This window comes from Emticicia sp. 21SJ11W-3, from assembly GCF_024138715.1.
GTDB lineage: Bacteria > Bacteroidota > Bacteroidia > Cytophagales > Spirosomataceae > Emticicia > Emticicia fluvialis.
Genome location: NZ_CP092074.1, coordinates 390,422 through 408,923, shown reverse-complemented (window position 1 = coordinate 408,923; position 18,502 = coordinate 390,422). Strand labels below are relative to the sequence as shown.

General features: G+C 37.6%; 16 protein-coding genes. 11 read left to right on the top strand and 5 right to left on the bottom strand.

Translation table 11 applies throughout. The features are described 5' to 3' along the window. The first annotated feature begins 300 nt into the window (after window positions 1-300). The 5 genes from plsY (at window position 301) to MB380_RS01600 (ending at window position 5,637) form a co-directional block, all read left to right on the top strand. On the top strand, window positions 301-903 hold the full coding sequence (gene plsY / locus MB380_RS01620; RefSeq protein ID WP_253532534.1) for a glycerol-3-phosphate 1-O-acyltransferase PlsY: 603 nt from the start codon (window positions 301-303) through the stop codon (window positions 901-903). A gap of 135 nt (window positions 904-1,038) precedes the next feature. Beyond that, a complete protein-coding gene (locus MB380_RS01615; protein ID WP_253532532.1) occupies window positions 1,039-2,418 on the top strand; it encodes a dipeptidase in 1,380 nt (459 codons plus the stop codon). Between the two features lie 160 nt (window positions 2,419-2,578). Then, window positions 2,579-3,697, top strand: a complete 1,119-nt coding sequence (locus MB380_RS01610; RefSeq protein ID WP_253532524.1) for an FG-GAP-like repeat-containing protein — start codon at window positions 2,579-2,581, stop codon at window positions 3,695-3,697. A 70-nt stretch (window positions 3,698-3,767) separates the two neighbouring features. Further along, window positions 3,768-4,592, top strand: coding sequence for an N-acetylmuramic acid 6-phosphate etherase (gene murQ / locus MB380_RS01605; protein WP_253532522.1), 825 nt, complete (start codon window positions 3,768-3,770; stop codon window positions 4,590-4,592). Between the two features lie 55 nt (window positions 4,593-4,647). Beyond that, window positions 4,648-5,637 carry a VWA domain-containing protein gene (locus MB380_RS01600; protein ID WP_253532518.1) on the top strand — a complete coding sequence of 330 codons (990 nt, stop codon included), beginning with the start codon at window positions 4,648-4,650 and terminating at the stop codon, window positions 5,635-5,637. Window positions 5,638-5,787: 150 nt separating this feature from the next. Here the strand turns inward: MB380_RS01600 and MB380_RS01595 are convergent, their stop codons facing one another. From MB380_RS01595 to MB380_RS01585, 3 genes are all read right to left on the bottom strand, one after another. Beyond that, on the bottom strand, window positions 5,788-6,786 hold the full coding sequence (locus MB380_RS01595) for a hypothetical protein (protein ID WP_253532516.1): 999 nt from the start codon (window positions 6,784-6,786) through the stop codon (window positions 5,788-5,790). A 905-nt stretch (window positions 6,787-7,691) separates the two neighbouring features. Next, on the bottom strand, window positions 7,692-8,804 hold the full coding sequence (locus MB380_RS01590; RefSeq protein ID WP_253532514.1) for an SGNH/GDSL hydrolase family protein: 1,113 nt from the start codon (window positions 8,802-8,804) through the stop codon (window positions 7,692-7,694). A 27-nt stretch (window positions 8,805-8,831) separates the two neighbouring features. Beyond that, window positions 8,832-10,565, bottom strand: a complete 1,734-nt coding sequence (locus tag MB380_RS01585; RefSeq protein ID WP_253532512.1) for a glycoside hydrolase domain-containing protein — start codon at window positions 10,563-10,565, stop codon at window positions 8,832-8,834. Window positions 10,566-10,770: 205 nt separating this feature from the next. On the opposite strand from MB380_RS01585, the gene MB380_RS01580 reads away from it, so the two are divergent. The 6 genes from MB380_RS01580 to MB380_RS01555 all read left to right on the top strand — a co-directional run bounded on the left by MB380_RS01580 (window position 10,771) and on the right by MB380_RS01555 (window position 16,241). Then, entirely contained in the window at window positions 10,771-11,595 is an 825-nt protein-coding gene (locus MB380_RS01580; RefSeq protein ID WP_253532510.1) for an SGNH/GDSL hydrolase family protein, read from the top strand. Between the two features lie 595 nt (window positions 11,596-12,190). Beyond that, window positions 12,191-12,592, top strand: a complete 402-nt coding sequence (locus MB380_RS01575; protein WP_253532508.1) for an avidin/streptavidin family protein — start codon at window positions 12,191-12,193, stop codon at window positions 12,590-12,592. Then, on the top strand, window positions 12,585-13,052 hold the full coding sequence (locus MB380_RS01570) for an avidin/streptavidin family protein (RefSeq protein ID WP_253532506.1): 468 nt from the start codon (window positions 12,585-12,587) through the stop codon (window positions 13,050-13,052). The genes MB380_RS01575 and MB380_RS01570 overlap by 8 nt, the downstream gene beginning before the upstream one ends. A 9-nt stretch (window positions 13,053-13,061) precedes the next feature. Beyond that, complete coding sequence (locus MB380_RS01565; RefSeq protein ID WP_253532504.1) at window positions 13,062-13,823, top strand: biotin--[acetyl-CoA-carboxylase] ligase; 762 nt, start codon at window positions 13,062-13,064, stop codon at window positions 13,821-13,823. A 1-nt stretch (window position 13,824) separates the two neighbouring features. Further along, window positions 13,825-14,622, top strand: a complete 798-nt coding sequence (locus tag MB380_RS01560) for a class I SAM-dependent methyltransferase (protein ID WP_253532494.1) — start codon at window positions 13,825-13,827, stop codon at window positions 14,620-14,622. 404 nt (window positions 14,623-15,026) lie between these two features. After that, entirely contained in the window at window positions 15,027-16,241 is a 1,215-nt protein-coding gene (locus tag MB380_RS01555) for a site-specific integrase (protein WP_253532493.1), read from the top strand. Between the two features lie 616 nt (window positions 16,242-16,857). Here MB380_RS01555 and MB380_RS01550 read toward each other — a convergent pair. Beyond that, a complete protein-coding gene (locus MB380_RS01550) occupies window positions 16,858-17,058 on the bottom strand; it encodes a hypothetical protein (RefSeq protein WP_253532491.1) in 201 nt (66 codons plus the stop codon). A gap of 286 nt (window positions 17,059-17,344) precedes the next feature. Further along, on the bottom strand, window positions 17,345-17,794 hold the full coding sequence (locus MB380_RS01545; RefSeq protein ID WP_253532489.1) for a site-specific integrase: 450 nt from the start codon (window positions 17,792-17,794) through the stop codon (window positions 17,345-17,347). Between the last annotated feature and the right edge of the window lie 708 nt (window positions 17,795-18,502).

Sequence of the window (18,502 nt, the reverse complement as noted above, 5' to 3'; positions counted from 1 at the left end):
TAAAAAGACAACACCGCCTCAGTAAAAAAAATTTACTGACTGACGAAAAAAAACATTTTGTTAATCTATTGCAAGGGCTATTTATGCTGAATACAGGAGGCTTGAAAGCATGAACAGGAAAGTTAGTATGCGCGAATACTGTTTAAGCGAAATATACAATTTTATTGAAAAAATTTATACTCATAAAATATTGAATATAAGTATTTTATAGATTTTAATGAATTTTTAAATCTTTAAATCTCACAATATTTATATAGCTTTGCAAATCAATATCAAAACTAAAGAAAATTTATGATTGTAATGGGCGTTGTTTTAGCCTATTTGCTGGGATCTATTCCTACTGCTGTTTGGTACGGAAAAATTTTTCATGGCGTTGACGTCCGTCAACATGGCAGTGGTAATGCCGGGGCAACTAACTCTTTACGCACCTTCGGCCGCAAAGCAGGCATAATCGTACTGCTCATCGATTTTCTCAAAGGTTTTCTGGCAGTAGAAGCAGCCCATCTGCTTTTTCCTGATGCTAATAAATATCTCTTTCTGCTCATGGGTATTTCAGCAGTGGCCGGCCACCTGTTCCCGGTGTTTGCCCAATTCAGAGGCGGCAAAGGAGTAGCCACGGCACTGGGTGTTATTGCTGCTTCGTTTCCTTACACAGTTATCATCTGCCTGGCAGTTTTTCTGCTTATTGTTTTTACTACCAGATACGTTTCTTTAGGCTCCATTCTGAGTGCGCTGTTCTTTCCGATACAGATAGCCTTTAATGTGTGGGGAATAAACCCTGATAAAGACCCCTACTATCTGGCTTTTGGCTGTGTTTTATTTGTGGTTCTGGCCTTTACTCATCGCCACAACATTCAGCGCTTAATGAACGGAACCGAAAATAAGTTCGGCACTAAGAAATAAAAGCGGTTAGCCAAATTCCTTGTATTCTCTGCGGCAATTCTTTTACTTTGTGTAAAAGACAGCAGGCTTTTTGCTTTCTGTTACCATGCAAATAATTATCTGCCTCGCCTTGCAAGGGCGCTTCAACAAAATATTATGAGTACTTACATCAACCAGAACAAAGACCGTTTTCTGAACGAGTTGTTTGATTTCCTGAGGATTCCGTCTGTCAGTGCCGATTCTAAATTTCAACCTGACATGATTCGTGCAGCCGAATACATCAAAGAAAAGTTACAGCAGGCAGGCCTTGATAAAGCCGAGATATGCCCCACAGCCGGGCACCCGGTAGTATATGCCGAAAAAATAGTGGATGCCTCTTTACCTACTATTCTGGTTTACGGACACTACGATGTGCAACCTGCTGACCCTTATGAACTGTGGGATTCGCCACCGTTTGAACCTACCATCAAACAAACCAAGATTCACCCCGAAGGGGCTATTTTTGCCCGCGGATCATGCGATGACAAAGGCCAGATTTACATGCACGTAAAAGCCATTGAAATGATGCTGGCCGAAGGGCATCTGCCTTGCAATGTAAAGATTATGTTTGAAGGAGAAGAAGAGGTGGGGTCTGAAAACCTGGGTAATTTTGTAAAAGAGAACAAAGAGAAACTAAAGGCTGATGTGATTCTGATTTCAGATACTTCTATCATAGCCAATGATATACCATCTGTTGAAACAGGTTTACGCGGATTAACCTACATGGAAGTTTCTGTAACCGGACCAAACCGTGATTTGCATTCCGGTGTTTATGGTGGCGCTGTGGCAAATCCTGTAAATGTTTTATGCCAGATGATTGCCTCTATGCATGACGCCGACGGCAAAATAACAGTTAAGGGTTTTTATGATAAAGTAGTTGAATTGACACCCGATGAACGCGACGCCCTGGAAGCCGCTCCGTTCAGTCTGGAAGAATATAAAGCTGACCTTGATATTGCCGAAGTAACCGGCGAAAAGGGTTACACCACTCGTGAGCGTGCGTCTATCCGCCCGACACTGGATGTAAACGGTATCTGGGGAGGTTATACTGGCGAAGGCTCAAAAACGGTTTTACCATCAAAGGCATTTGCCAAAATATCAATGCGTTTAGTGCCTGACCAGGACTGGGAAGAAATAGCAGACCTGTTTGATGCGCATTTCAGAGCCATTGCACCGCCTACTGTAAAGGTAACAGTTACCCGCCACCACGGAGGGCAACCTTATGTTACTCCTACCGAATCGGCCGGATATAAAGCAGCCATGCTGGCTATGGAAGAAGCCTTTGGCAAAAAACCTGTGCCTACCCGTGGCGGAGGCAGCATACCGATTGTTTCTCTGTTCGAAAAAGAACTGGGATTAAAATCTATCTTGTTTGGCTTTGGGCTTGACTCTGATGCGTTGCATTCGCCTAATGAGCATTATGGTTTAGTCAACTTCTACAAGGGCATAGAAACTATTCCTTTGTTTTATAAGCATTATGCGGAATTAATGAAATAACTCTCTTCGCAATCAGAAAGTCCTCTACATCCAAGAGGGCTTTCTGCTGTTTATATCCCATCTTATCGCTGCCTGACACAAAGTTTATTTCCGGTTGAATCGTAATCAATTAATTTTATTGTAAACTTTGTAGTATGTTTTACTGATTCTCCTTCAACCTATGAAAACTCTCCTTTTCTGTGTGCTTTCAATACAGTTATGTTTTGCGCAAGCCCCCAATTTTATACCTCAAATTATCGATAATCAGGTAAGTATCGGTTATGGACTGGCCATTGGTGATGTAGACGGCGACAAACGATCCGATATACTAATGGCTGACCAGAAACAGTTTGTATGGTATAGAAACGGCGACTGGAAACGCTTTGTGATGATTGAAAACCTGACAGCCCGAGATAATGTGTGCATAGCCGCACGAGACATAGACGGTGATGGCAAAGTAGAAGTAGCAGTTGGCGCTAACTGGAATCCGGCCGAGACGAAAGACCCCATAAAATCTGGTTCGGTGCATTATCTGATTCGTCCTGTTGACCCTACACAAAAATGGGAGGCTGTGGAGTTGCATCATGAGGTAACCATTCACCGTATGAAATGGGTAAAGGCCAAAAATAAATATCAACTGGTGGTGGTACCGCTGCATGGTTTAGGCAACCGCAATGGCGAAGGTGCGGGTGTGAAAATATGGGCTTATGAAGTACCAAAGAATGTAAAGTCGGAATGGAAGCGCACTTTGATTGACTCAACCATGCACCTGACCCATAATTTTGAAGTGACAGAAGAGAAGACTACCACATACCTTACCATCGGAGGCAAGGAAGGGCTTCGCACCTATCAGTACACCAACAAATGGGAGAAAGCGGGTAAAGAACACAAAAACATGATGATTGGTGAACTGAAATATGCAGAAGTAAACAAAAATGGCTATTTTGCAACCGTTCAGCCCATGCATGGCAATAAGCTGGTTTGGGTAAGCAATAACCGTGAGCCTCAAGTGCTGACCGAAAACCTGAATCAGGGGCATGCACTGGCACTGGCCGATTTCCTGAACCTGGGCAGGCCGCAAATAGCCGTAGGCTGGCGTGAACCAAACAAGGATAAAAAGGTAGGTATTCAATTCTATATACCTGATGCCACTTTTACCCAATGGACTGAACACATTATTGACGACAACACAATGGCCTGCGAGGACATGCAGTGTGCGGATATGGACGGCGACGGCCGTTTGGATATTATTGCCGCAGGGAGAGCGAGTAAGAACCTGATAATATATTGGAATAAATAGGTGCATTGCTTTTCTATAAGCTCTGGCGCATCTAAATTAAAACTTTTAAAAAAACTACGAATAGCAGAATATGTCTCTTGGCTTAGAAAAACTGGCAACAGAATCGAGTTCGCATTACGATAATCTTGAAAAGATGTCGGTGCATGAACTGCTCATCAATATTAATAATGAAGATAAAACGGTACCTGATGCCGTAGAAAAGTGCATTCCGCAGATAGAAGCATTGGTAAGCCAGATAGTACCACGCATGAAAGCCGGTGGCAGGATTTTCTACATCGGTGCCGGAACGAGCGGCCGTTTGGGTATTGTAGATGCCTCTGAGTGTCCCCCTACTTTCGGGGTGCCGCACGGCATGGTGGTAGGAATTATGGCCGGTGGAGACAAGGCTATCAGAAAAGCCGTTGAAAATGCCGAAGATGATATTGAACAGGCATGGATAGACCTGGCGAAATATAAAATAAACGATAAAGATACCCTCATTGGCATTGCAGCATCAGGTAGAACGCCGTATGTAGTAGGTGGCTTAAAAACTGCCCGCCAGCACGGTATCCTGACAGGCTGTGTGGTTTGTAACGCCGGAAGCGCCGTAGCAGCCGAGGCAGAATATCCGGTTGAAGCCGTAGTAGGCCCTGAATTTGTAACAGGCAGCACGCGCATGAAAGCAGGCACGGCACAGAAGCTTGTGCTGAACATGATTTCAACGGCAGTAATGATTCAGTTAGGCAGGGTACGTGGCAACAAAATGGTAGATATGCAGCTTACCAACCTGAAACTGATTGAACGTGCCACCCGAATGGTAATGCAAGAGCTGAAAATCCCACATGAAGAGGCTCACGCATTGGTACTACAACACGGCAGCGTAAGAAAAGCAGTAGATTATTACAAGCAATCCTAATAATCACTCATTCACTAAATCACTCATTCACTCAATAATTATTCACTAATTACAAATGTGGGATTGGTTCTCGATAGACTGGCTCAAATGGGAAACCCTGCGTTCGTTCGTGTGGGCTGAACGAGTGTATCTGTATTGCATTGCGGGCATCCCGTTTTTGTTTTTGTTACGCTGGTTGTTTTATAACCGCGGCCAACAGAAACTGGGCTTATCGTTGAGCAACCCTCAGCTAAAACCCAGCTTAATTAGTTATTTACGGTTCCTGCCGCCACTTTTTTTTGTGCTTGGCATTGCCTTTGTTTTGTTATCACTGGCGCGTCCGCAACGTGTACGAGAAAGCAAAGAACAGTTTTCAGAAGGTATTGATATTATGCTGGCAATGGATATATCAGAGTCTATGCTTGAAAAAGACCTGAGCCCTAACCGCCTCGATGCCGCTAAAAATGTGGCCCGGGAGTTTGTCAAAGGCCGTTTTCAGGACCGTATCGGGCTGGTTATTTTTGCGGCAGACTCTTATTCTATCTGTCCGCTTACGACCGACTACGATATGCTGAATGAGTATCTGGATGAGATAAACAGTAACATGATAAAAACCTCGGGTACAGCCATTGGCAGCGCTCTGGCGACCTGTATCAACCGCCTGCGTGAGGTACCGGGCAATAGTAAAGTAGCCATCATATTAAGTGATGGTGATAACACCGCCGGAACGCTCGACCCACTGACAGCTGCCGATTTAGCCAAGTCGTTCGGTATAAAGGTGTACACCATTCTGGTGGGAAAAGACAGCCAGAATGTAAAAGTAGATGAAAGCACCCTTAAGAAAATTGCCCGGCAGGGTAACGGACAGTTTTTTACAGCCACCGACAACCAGACGCTACAGAATATTTTTGCACAGATTAACCGCCTTGAAAAAGTAAAAATCAAAGACAGCATCTACCGCGACGTAGAAGACTTTTACTACATCTATCTCAACTGGGCAGTAGTTTTTCTACTCACCGCCTTTTTCTTTAAAAATACCTTTGTAGGGAATATATTGGAGGATTGACTCTTCAATTTGTGAGACAGTGTCTCACAAATTGATTTTATTGCATTATGCCTTTTACACTAGCGTAATGGTAAATTTTACGTTGAAACAGTTTTATTTACAGTTTCTAATATATTGAAAGAAAGCTATTTATTGCCATTAAATAATCCCTTAATTACAGGCATAAGCCCATTCCTTGATTATAGGATTAGCTTGATAATTGACCTTCATCTCATCTTTTATCATATTGCCAGATGCATCATAAGCAAAACTATTGGAGTATTGGAATACATCCTTTTTGTAATAGGTTTTTTTCATAATCCGATTATTCAGAACTTCATATTCGGTTCGATCTATTAATTCATTTTTACCGTTATAATTTTTAACAATATAGTTTTCACCGTTGTACTCGGTAATTTTCTTGCTGTTCAACGCTCCATCAATTAAAGTGTAAAACTGACCGGTTTCCTGGCCTTTGTCATTATACTCGTAATTAAGATACCCGTTTACGGTGTTGTTAATCTTAATAGTAATTTTGATAGGCAAATTTTTTGCATTATACTCAACCGTTTGTTCCATTGTCATATTATTGGGTGCAGGCAAATTCTGAATTGTTCTGGTGACTTTACCAACGGCATTGTATTCATTCTTAACGACAAGCCCATTTGGACCTTCCTCCAGTATACTAAGTCCTTGTTCATTATATTGAACTCTTGTATATAATCCTCCGACTATATGCAAATAATACTCCTTTTTACGTAATTTACCATTATTATGATATTCATATAATAGATAGTCCTCGGTTGATTTACCAGATGTAGGATCCAGCCATCTTCTTATCTCTTTAATCAACTGGTCTTTATCATTATACAAGTACTCCTCCTCAGCCTCTTTGTTCATATTTGACAATCTGGACACGGTTTTTTTGATTCGTAGCCCTTTTGAATTATATTCATACTTCTCTAACATTTCCTGGCTCTTAAGTTCAATCAGTCTTTTGGCAGAATTATAACTGTACACTTCATTGGCCGTAACTGTACCAAAATAATTAGTTTCCTTGAATGATAGTAGCCTGCATTCAGTTTCATCAACTGGCACAATCTCTTCTGATTTTGGTTTGCAGGCAAACACAAAGTTAAGTAGTAATAAGACACTTATGATTTTTTTCATTTACGAAGCATTTTTATAGTCAGACAACGATTTTGATTGTTTTGTATAAATTTCAAAACAAGAATAACAAGACTTTTCCAATCAGGAGTTACATGAATAAATAAAAATTACAAATCTAATAGTTTTTGTTTTAATTCATTTAATTGTATTTCAAATTTTGATTAACTCCGAATAAATAAGCCTTTACAAAAGTGATTTGGCGTTGCCATTTTTTAACAAAATTCCCATAGATAATTAATCAAAAACTTATCAATTTTTGGAAAGTGGACACTAACTATTGAAACCTTAAATTTGAAAACCAAAGAAAAGTAAGGCATGATTTCATTAAGGCATTAATTCCAAAATTAGAGTTAATTTTTGGCATTGAAACCCCTATTGAAAAAGTACCAACCTCAATAGATAACCGTATTTTTAATTACAAACTTAATGAAGCGCTTTTTAGGAAATTAACTGATAAAAATTGATTAAAGAGACCCGTAGTGCATTTTGAATCGGATAATAAAAACTGCCAATAAATATTCTAAAGAGTTTGATTGAAACATCCAGTTCAACATCTTCAAGTCATTTGATGCAGAAATGAATCTGCACTTGTTTGGGATTGCTTTTAGATTGATTCTGCGTTTTTTGAAAGATTGGGTATCCCGTAGGGATAGTATATCGGTAGAAAATATTGCTGATACCCGTATAAAGTCCCATCGGGACGATATATTAAATACTCAACAATAAATATATTATCCCTGACGGGATACGCGGCTATAAGCCAAATCTACGTCTACTGATATACCATCCCTATGGGATTCCGTTTGAATGGAAGGTTAACTGATTAAATTCAATAATCTTTGATTAGTGCTAATTAGAAGTCTATTAGTCTATTCTTCTTAAATGCACTACGAGTTAAAGAGGAATTATCTTTTCTTCCTCCCCAAAATCGCCTTAATCACCTTCTCATAAGCATCTGCATATTTCATCATGCCTATATCGGTTGGGTGGGTGCCGTCTACGGTTGAGGCAGCATCGAAGCCTATTTCTTTTGCCGTGAGCAGGTAAATATGCTTTACGCCCTCTTTTTTCATGGCGGTAAAGGTTTTATTCATTACCTCACTGCTCCATTTGTATCGGTTAAAAAAGGTGGTATCCACTCCCACTTCCGGCACACCACAGCTGTGTTCTACCAAAAGAATCGGCACATCCGGATGTTTGGCCTGCAGGCTTTTTACTGAAGTGCGTATCCGGTTTTCTATCTCTCCACCGGAATACACTTTTTTATCAACCAGATTGGGCTGGCAATCAAGTACAAATAGACGGGCATTGGTTTCATTCAATAGGTCGATAACAGGTGGCTCTAACCGGCCATTGCCCGAGAACCCCAGATTAACAATTGGCAAATTAAGTTTGCGCCCCAGTATATTTGTCCATGCCAGACCGGGTCTGCTGGCGCAGGCACCCTGCATAATAGAGGTTCCATACATTACCAGAGCTGGTTCTTTATTCACCTCAATAAGTGTAAATGATTTTCCATCAGGCACACCTACCTGCATCCATTTCGGAATATTATATAGGGGCAAATACAGGCGAAACTCCTTGAAAGGTACAGTGCTTATAACATTGGTAAACTTATACTGAACAGTATCACCAAAGCTATAAGCGCCCCGAATCCATTGCCAGTTATTGTTGGCATCCAAGCCATACAAATCAACCCCGCTAACGCCGGTAGCAGGCATGTGGTCCATACTTTTGTTTTTGGTAATTTGGTAGCGAACCGTTATTTCAGTTGCATTGGTGGTGAATTTGATGTATTCACCGGCCGTATGCTGCCCTAGCGACCACACGGCGTCTCGTACCGTTTTTTCTGCCTTCGCAGGCAGTCTGTCATAAGGTCTCACCAAATTGGTATGCCAAGCCCTCCCCTCAATAACCGGATAAGTAGCCTGGGCAGGATTCCACCATTTGATGGGCTGCGCTAATGAAGAAAAACTAATCAGCAACAACGAAAAGCAAAGACTGAGAATATGTTTCATAGTGGTATCGGTATTGAATAAGATAAACTACTCATTTAATAAACTTTTTGCCTGTGCAACCGTTGCTTCTGCACCTACTACCTCCAGATACTTGATTTCAAAAGTTTTTAGTGCGGCTTCCAGTTTATTAAGCTTGGCTGTTTGCTGTCTACTTTGGTATTCTTTTCGTAGTAATTGAATCTTCTCAAAGTCCTGAATACCCTCAATAATTTTCTCGAAACGGATAGATGACAGCGCACCCGGATACACCTGAAAGGTATCACCGGCAGGCCAGGCCGTAAAACGGCTGTCGGTCAAAGGCGCTTTGGGCCAACTGTTAAACGCCCAGCGCAAATAGCCATCCATGCCCGTGGCAGCGGTGTACCACCCCATCCAGACCATTTCTTCAGGTGGAGAGAATGTAAAAGCGTTCGGGTATTTCTCAGCACAGCAGGTATACCAGGTGCTTATCTTGTTTTGCTTTTTTCTGCTTTGCAGAACATCATCTGGGTACTTCCATCTGGATGCCACACAGTAATCAAAAATATCTTTTTCAATTTCAGGGTGGAAATCTCCTGCCAAAGATACCTTCCAGCCTGTATCGATGCTTTTCAGCAATTTAATAACCGCTTGCATGGCAGGCATGGGGCGTTCGTCCATGGCTATGGTGGTTATCTCAAACCAGCCTTTTTGTTTCAGGTGCGCAGTAAAATCTGTCAGCATGGTTTTCCAGAACTCATTATAGGCAGGTGTACCAATGGCCTGCGTGAACACGACTTCTTTCCCTTCGGCTTCATCGTAATAAGTAAAAGCAATTTTCCAAGGCACCATGCTGTAGCAGTTAATCTGCTTCTTTATACCGCAGCTCATTACAAAAGCCACGTACTTATCAAACAGTGAGTAATCATAGATCCATTCGCCGTTTTTCTTTTTAGTCCATTTAATCAGACTCGGGAAATCATCATAAGTCTGGTGCCCCCATGGCTCATTCACAATGCTGGTAGTGATGATTTTCTGTCCGGCATCGGCCAGCATGGTATAATACTTTCGCATCATGGCAAAGTGTGCCTCGCTCCACGGTTGCAATTGATGCACACGGGCAATGGCAAGAGGATGTTGCCAGAAATCAAGTCGGTAACTCCATTCCGATGGCGGTGGCAGCGTTTTATCTACCACATTCAGGTTAACATTAAGCATATACTTCTTATCTGCCGTTACCGTAATTATCCCTGAATATATGCCCGGCTGGCAATCGGCCGGAACTTTAATACTGAGCCATACAGGTTGCGTAGTATTTTTCTTCACCTGAATACTCTTGAGGTCTACATTGATAATATCAGCTACTTTAGAAGAATCGAAGTTCTGAGGTTTCCGGTATCCACAGCCGTCTCTGAACTCGTCAGTCATTACATATTGCACAAATCCGGTTGAAATAGCGTTCTTTTTTATCAGGCTTCCGCTGCTGCCTTTTAAGTCGCTTACACTAACTGTTACATTATTTACCTCTGTTTTTGCCCATACCAAAAGTTGGGTATGAACTTTTTCTCCTTTCCAGGCGCTGGCTGTCCATATAGAATTTTGTTGAATTGCCGGAGGCAACTCCTGAGCAAAGCGCTTGCTAGCTGAGGCAAAACTTACGTTGACACTTTTATTTACTTTTGCCCATTGTGCTGATAATTGAGCGGGAGTAATATCTGGCTTTTTTTGAAGAGCGAGGCTTACATCTTGTGCGAAAGAAAAGTTTGTGAACAAACAACATGCCCACAGAAACAGATTTTTCATGCGTAGGTATTTCAAGGTTTATCTGGTTGAATAGAGGATTTAAATCTATTTCAAATTAAACAAAAATATTGAAGAGTTTTTAACGCTTTTGAAGAAGATTACAAAGCTTATAGTGAGTTCCTTATATCTTGAACTAAAATGACGACAGAAAACTGAAAACATTTTCAAAATGATTAACTTTACTTCACCTAAAACATTCAACCTCATGAAAAAACTAACCTTTGCTATCGTCCTGCTGGCGTTTTTCAGTTCATTCAGTTTCAAAGAACTTTCGTGGGTGGCTATCGGCGACTCAATCACCTATCTGAACGACCATCAGAAAGAAACCGATAACCGCATTACAAAAGGGTATATGACCTTAGTGGTTGAAAGATTACCACACATTAAGTATGTTAATCAGGGCCATAACGGCTGGACATCGGGGGGAATTGCCAATGCTATTGAGAAGCTCAACCTAACCAAAGCCGATGTTTATTCTATTTTTCTGGGCACGAACGACTGGTGGCAAAGCAGACCACTGGGCCAACTGACTGATTATAAAAATAACACCGGCAATAATACTGTTTACGGCTCGTTCAGAATCATTATCGATAAGTTACGCAGCCTCAATCCTGCCGCGCCGATTATTCTGATAACGCCCATGCAGCGGGTAGATTTTGTGTATCTTTTCAATTTCAAGAACAATGCCTTCGGCTCATATAAGCCCAAGAACGGACAAACGCTTGAGTCTTTCGCCATGGCTATTGATTCAATAGGCAAATATGAAAAATTCCCGGTAGTGGATTTGTATCATACCAAAGGCTTGGAAATGGAAAATCTGGTAAAATTTAAACGCCTTAAAAATCCACAGACAGGTGCTTACACCAACTATCGTTTTCCGGATTCTATCAATATCCCCTTCAACCCTGAAACCGATGAATACCCGTATCCGATAGCCTCAATCGACATGACTTATGATGGCTTGCATCCGTCAGATAAAGGATATGAGTTAATAGCCAGTCCCTTGATAAAGATTATGAAGAGATATTAGATTGTGGGGCCTATAACAGATACAAGTTATTGAAAATGCAGCAGATTTAAAGGCAATAGCTCAGGATTTCCCAGCACCATCCTAAAACGCAGCCATTGCCCGTATGCCGTTGAAGCTTTTCAGTTGTAATTGGTTTGGCATTGGGGTGGGGTGGTTTAAGGAAAGTTCAATATTAGGGAATAAAGCAGACAAAACAGTGGTAGGTGTTGGAATTGGTGAGGGTTTATTGAGGGAGGGAAAAGTAAAAGGAGGTGAAGAGCCATTCACAAACTTCAATTTGTTTTAGGTATGTTTTAGGAAGAAATAAAAAAGGCAGTCATAAATAAATGTAACTGCCTGATAATCTTTGTAGCGGGAACAAGACTCGAACGATAAAACCTGGATATTCTTTTCTAAAAAGACTTGAATTCAACAAAATCAACAATAAATTATTGATTTAAGATTTATATAAAAATATTATGGAGCCGTAAAATAAAAACACTTGTTTAATTTGGCTTTTTCTCATCATATTCGCAATAAATCTTTTTACAGGAGTTGAGTGCTAGATTTTAGATAGAGTAGCTCTTAACCTTTCTCACTTTAAATATTTATTATAATGGCATATAATCCAATTAAGGAAATTTCAGGGAAATGGCAGAATGAGCTGGGGTCTATATTAACAATAGAAAATATAGACGAAAAAACAGGTTATTTTAAAGGATTTTATCAAACAGCTGACTCAATACCAACTGAAAAAGGAGATAAAATTTCTTTAGAAGTTAAATGGCCGGTACATGGTACTGTATCTGGTGATGTGATTTCATTTATAGCAGACTACACAAAAGAAAACCCCAATTTATGTACTTGGCTAGGTAATATTGATACAGAAGCGAATAGGCTGTTGATGCATTGGCTCCTTGGCTCAACAACATTACAAAGAGAAAACAGTGAAAAGAGGCCTACTCCTCATTGGGCTGCAACTAGAATTGGGAAAGATATATTTGTCAAATATGAATAAAATCTCATCAGGTAAGTGGATTTCTCGAGGAGGAGCCACTCTTAAAATAAGAGTTACAGGGAATAGAGTTATTGGAACGTATTCAACTTCTAATGGACGTCCAAAATCTAGTGAGCAATTTTTTGTTAATGGTTTAATCAATAATGAGCTTATTGGTTTTACAGTAGCTTTTTTACATGAAAAAGAATATAATTCTTTATATAATAATGAAAATTATCATTCTTTAACTACTTGGTGCGGACGCTACGAAAAAAGAATTAAAAACTATGAAACCAAACAAGAAGAGGATTGTATAAGAGCTGTGTGGAATTATGCTAAAATGTTTGCGGATAAAGCAAATACAGAACCGATTGATTCAGCGAGTGTCTTCCATGTCGGCCAAGTAGAGTTTTTTTGGGAAGGTCAACTTACAAAGGAGGAAGAGGCATTAATTAATTCAATAGCAAGGACAAATTCATAGTTTTCTTTTATGACCCAGAAATCATTGCAAGAAGGTTTAAAGACTAAATCCTTCGGAAAACAACTTTTTTATTTTGAAACAACTGACTCAACCAATACAAGATTCTTCGAGTTATTGAATAATATTAATATCCTTGAAGGAGCTGTAGTCATTGCAGGCACTCAAACGAAAGGCAGAGGAACTTCTGGTAATAAGTGGATATCCTCTACTCCTGAAGGCTTATGGATGTCGATTTTACTTTATGAACCCATTTTTCATAACCCTTTATCATTTTTACCAGCCATTGCTACTGTTAAAACTCTAAATGAAATTTATAAAGTGAGCGCCCATTTAAAGTGGCCAAATGATATATTATTTAGCCAAAAAAAAATTGGTGGCATACTATGTGAGAATTTTCATGTTAATAATAAAAAAGGATGGATTATAGGAATTGGCATAAATTTGAATCAATCCTCCTTTCCTAACGAAATAAGAAATAAAGCGATTTCTTTACACCAAATAACGGGAAAGGTTTATGAAATAGAATTTTTTTTTCAAAATTTTCTTACGGAATTCGAAAATTTATATTTTTCCAAAATTGATTTGATTGAGACTTGGAAAAAATACTCAAATATTATCGGTAAAGATATTCAAGCAATAAAAGATAAAAAATTAAGATTAGTCAAAGTAGAGAATGTTTCAGCGATCGGCTCATTAATTGTTAAAAACGAAGAGGGAATATTGGAAGAATGGTTTTCTGTATCTGATTTAGATATAAATACAGCTTACTAAAATGACAAACTATGCAAATGAAGGCGTAATGGCTCTAATAAGATATAAGGAATTCCTTAGAAACGATTCCCTATACAAAGATTTTTCTGCAGAGTTGTTTTTTTCCAATGAGTCAACAACAATTTTGAATAATTTAAATGAAAAACTTCCTTATTTTGAAAACCTTATTTCAGTTCGTCATAAGCTTTTCTTAGATGAAATTAATATATGGTTAAAGAAAAAAGAAGCTAGTCAAATCGTATCACTAGGTTCGGGTTATTGTACCTGTATTTTAGATTTCATTCTAAATTATTCTATTTCAGGCTTTGAAGTAGACAAAGAGGAAGTATTAATTACTAAGAAAAAAATATTAGGGTCGAAATATTTGCCAATATGCATTCCTTTTGATTTTAATGATTTTTCTCAAGATTTAATTAAATATCTACAACTCAATGGATTTAATATCTCAAAATGTAGTATTATTTTTATGGAAGGTCTTTTATATTATCTAGAAGATGATGCTATAAGCTACCTTTTTTCTTCAATATTAAATTTTTTGAAAGAGACAAAAAGCATATTAATTTTTGACATGCAAGTTGGGGAAAGTAAATTAACAGACATACAAAAGGAAGAAACAAATAGATATAACATTAAAAATAACTATAAAAACTTTTCATACTGGATGGAAATGATAAATAATTCAGGTCTTTTTTTGGCAAAGTTCTCTAATATAGGAGCAGTAGATATATGGAATCGACTTGAAGATAATTGGGAGCTTATTACTTCTTCATTTTTTGTTGTCTCTTATAAAGAAGTTTAATAAAAATAAATACAATTTAAATAAAAAATCTTTATTTAAAATTTAATTCTTGCATATCGACTAGTAGTGACTTTATCTTTTTACCTCTTAAAACTTTGCAGCTAATACAAGTATAAGAAATTTAACTAAGTCTCAAAAATAAAGGCGTAACAATTGAAAATCAATTTGTTACGCCTTCTTTTTTGTAGCGGGAACAGGACTCGAACCTGTGACCTTTGGGTTATGAGCCCAAAAACAATCGGTCTTTATTGGTTTCTATTGTATTATAAATATCTCATTATTAGCCATTTACAAAAATTAAAATCTTATAGAATTTAAGGAAAAACACAAAATGTTGTACCTATGTTGTACCAAATTTTTATTATCTTTGTTTCAACGAAAAAATAAAGACAATAATTTTCTCTATGGCATCGTCTATAAAAGCTGTTCTTCGCAAAAAGAAAAACATTGATGACACCTATCCTCTTACGATACGAATAACAACAGATCGTAAGACAACTTTTATTTACTTAGGATATAATATACTCGAAAAAGATTGGGACATAGTCGGCCAAAAGGTACGGAAATCGCATCCCAATTCGGTACGCTTGAATAATTTGATTCAACAGAAAAAAGCCGAAGCAAGTGATGTTCTTTTAGACCTGCAAAAAAAGTCAGAAACCGTAACCCTAAATGATATAAAACAAAATTTAAAACCATCAGGAGGGAAATCTTTCTTTGACCAGGCGAATGAATTTATTGCCAATATGAAGAAAGCGGGTAAATACAATCGTGAAATGCCTGAACAATCCAGAATAAACAGCTTTAAGAAATTCCTGAAAGAAAAAGATATTACTTTTGATGAAATTACAGTTCCATTACTAAAAAGATATAGAGCCTATTTAAAAGGTGAGTCTAAGCTAAAAGAAAGGTCAATAGTTAACAACCTGATGATTATACGGACAATCTTTAATCAAGCTATTGCAAGTGGAATTATTGATAAAACGAATTATCCATTCGGTAAAAATAAAATACAAATTAAAATACCAGACTCTCTAAAAATTGGGCTTACCTCCGAAGAAGTAAAGCTGATAGAAAACTTAGACCTTAGTAGTAAGCCAAACCTAAATCATGCCAGAAATTTGTGGTTATTCTCTTTTTATTTCGCGGGTATCAGACTTGGCGATTTACTGCAAATCAAATGGACAGACTTTCAAAATGACCGTCTTTTCTACTCAATGGATAAAAACTTGAAACCTGGTTCTTTAAAGGTTCCGGAAAAAGTTTTCAAAATCCTAGACCAATATCGTAATCATGAACCCAAAAACGATTTGATTTTTCCAGAGTTGAAAGTTTTAGATGATTTAGAGGACAGCTATCATGTTCAAAGGAAAATATCCTATGCTGATAAGAATATTAATGAGGCTTTAGATAAGATAGCAAAAGAAATTGCATTGACAAAGCCTTTAACAATGCATATTTCCCGACATACTTTTGGCAATATTTCAGGTGGAAAAATTGATATAAAAATTCTACAAAAATTATATCGTCACACAGATTTAAGAACCACAATCGGGTATCAGGCGAACTTTATCCACCAAAATGAAGATGATGCTTTGGATTCTGTTATTGGTGCTTAGGGTCTATACCTATCTAAAATTCCTGTCGATAAGAAATTTGGGAAGATGCTCCAGGTATAATATTCGTTGATTCAATTTAACTTTAAAAATCGCTGATAGACTTTCAAAACTTTACTTCCAGTCCATCCTTTCTCTTTCTCGGGATAACAACATCCACGTCTATAAGTATTTAAAGTTCGTGCAATCTTTTTAAAATTTTAAAAAGATTGTCTGCTAAATCTTATTTGAATGATACGTGTTCCATGGACATGGCGAGACGTTCTTAGTGACTAATCTTTTTTTTTAAAAATTCAGAACCTTACAAGCTGAGGGTCTGGGTTCAAATCTCTCAACTACCAGACTGATAATTAAGCAATTATGAGGTTTCCTTGTAAGTTCTTTTTTTGTAAACCGAATTTTATAGTGTATTTAATTTGATCTGGATAAAACTGAAAAGTGATCCTTAAATCTCTTCCAAGGCTCATAACTTTAACAATAAAAAGATAATTACTCATTTGCTGTTCCCCTATACAAAGCGAGTATACCTTAGTACGAATATATATATATATAGTTGAGATTTTATACTTGATAAATGACAAATATGGTATATTTACTCACTTTCAGCATATTCTTAATATCACTGAACTACTATCATGCGTATACCTACCAGAATGCGTATTTCATTTGCTTTTTCTACAAAAGGACGAATGCGGAAATATCCTGATGCTCTGAAGTATCCTACTAGTGCATCAAAGAAATAGATATTTCGATGTTTGAATATGCCCTCTATTTTAGTAAGAAGTGTATTTTCGTTTGTAAAAAATTTAGTCGACATCATTTATCTTTTTTTAAATCAGCTGGTACTTGCTTAAATTCTAAATGCAATAAAGTTAGGAGATGCAAGTAAAAAAAAATTATAATCAATTATACTATACTCAAAATCTTAATCGCGCTTTCTTCAATTTTTTCTACGGGACATTGGCAAATATAAATAAAAAGAATCATCTGAATTAAGAACAGTAAAAAATATAAAGAAAATTGGAAAAGCACTCTTCTGAATAACCCAATAATCAGGTTTACTCTGTACACTCCTATCCATCTACTAGCAAAAATAAATATTGCTTTTACCCTAAAAGCCTATCATTATAATCATCCAATATATTTACTGGTAATCCTTTCAAATATATCTCGGTGGTTTTTATGCTTGAATGCCCAAGCATTGAGCTGATAGCTGTTAAAGGAATATCAAGAAGCATTACTTGTGTGGCAAATGAGTGACGGCTAACATAGCTTGTTAGATTTGAATCAATCCCACACAAAGTTGCAAGTGTCTTTAGTTTTTTGTTGTACCTTCTCCTTGACCATTGAATTTCCTTGTCTCGAAAAGCAGCTTCCTCTCTCTTTAAAATTGGAAATACAAATTTTGAATCAGCATTTTGTTCAATATAGTTTGTTAGTATTTTTTCCAGCGAAGGAGTTATATTTATATCATATATTTTTGCTGTTTTCCGGCGACGATATTTGATACGTCCATTCTTAATACTGCTTTTTTTCCAAGTAAGCCATATAAGCAAAATTTATTCTTACATCACATAATTTGCATGAAAATAATTCTGCGTATGACACATAGGACAATTGGTTAGAAATCAACTTCTATAAACTTCTCTAATAAATAACTTTTTTGGGCACCTCTATTTGTTGACGAACTCTTTATTTCAGTTATCAGAGGACAATCCCTGCTACTCGATTAAACTCAATTCAAGACAGGTACCGTTAAATAACTTTACACCGAAAAATAAGACAAAGTTCTTGTAGTGTAATATTTAATTTATACATTAGCACAAGTAAATAATTCATAATCTCTTTAATAGCCAGAAGGGTCTGATTCATTTACTAATTAAATGCTGGTACTAAAATCTCCCTAGTGTTTTTTTACCTCTGCATACCAATGCCGTGATGGTATGTTATCTATTTGCAAACTGTATCTATAACAATCAAACGCAAGTCCTGAATGGAAACCATTCAGTATTAAAAATTTAATTTGCTCTTTTGCTATAGGCAGAAGAATTATTGATTTAATCCTAACTCCATTAAAAAATCATTTAATGGCGATGACAAAATTTTAAATGAAGTCATTGTTATGGAAATACTATGTCTTTTCTAAAATATAATTTTTACAATATTACATTATATTTTTCAGACAAACACATAAGTGTAACGACCAGTAGCAATGTTTGGATTATTTTAAAGTGGAGTATTCAATCATGAAAATGCGGCTTACA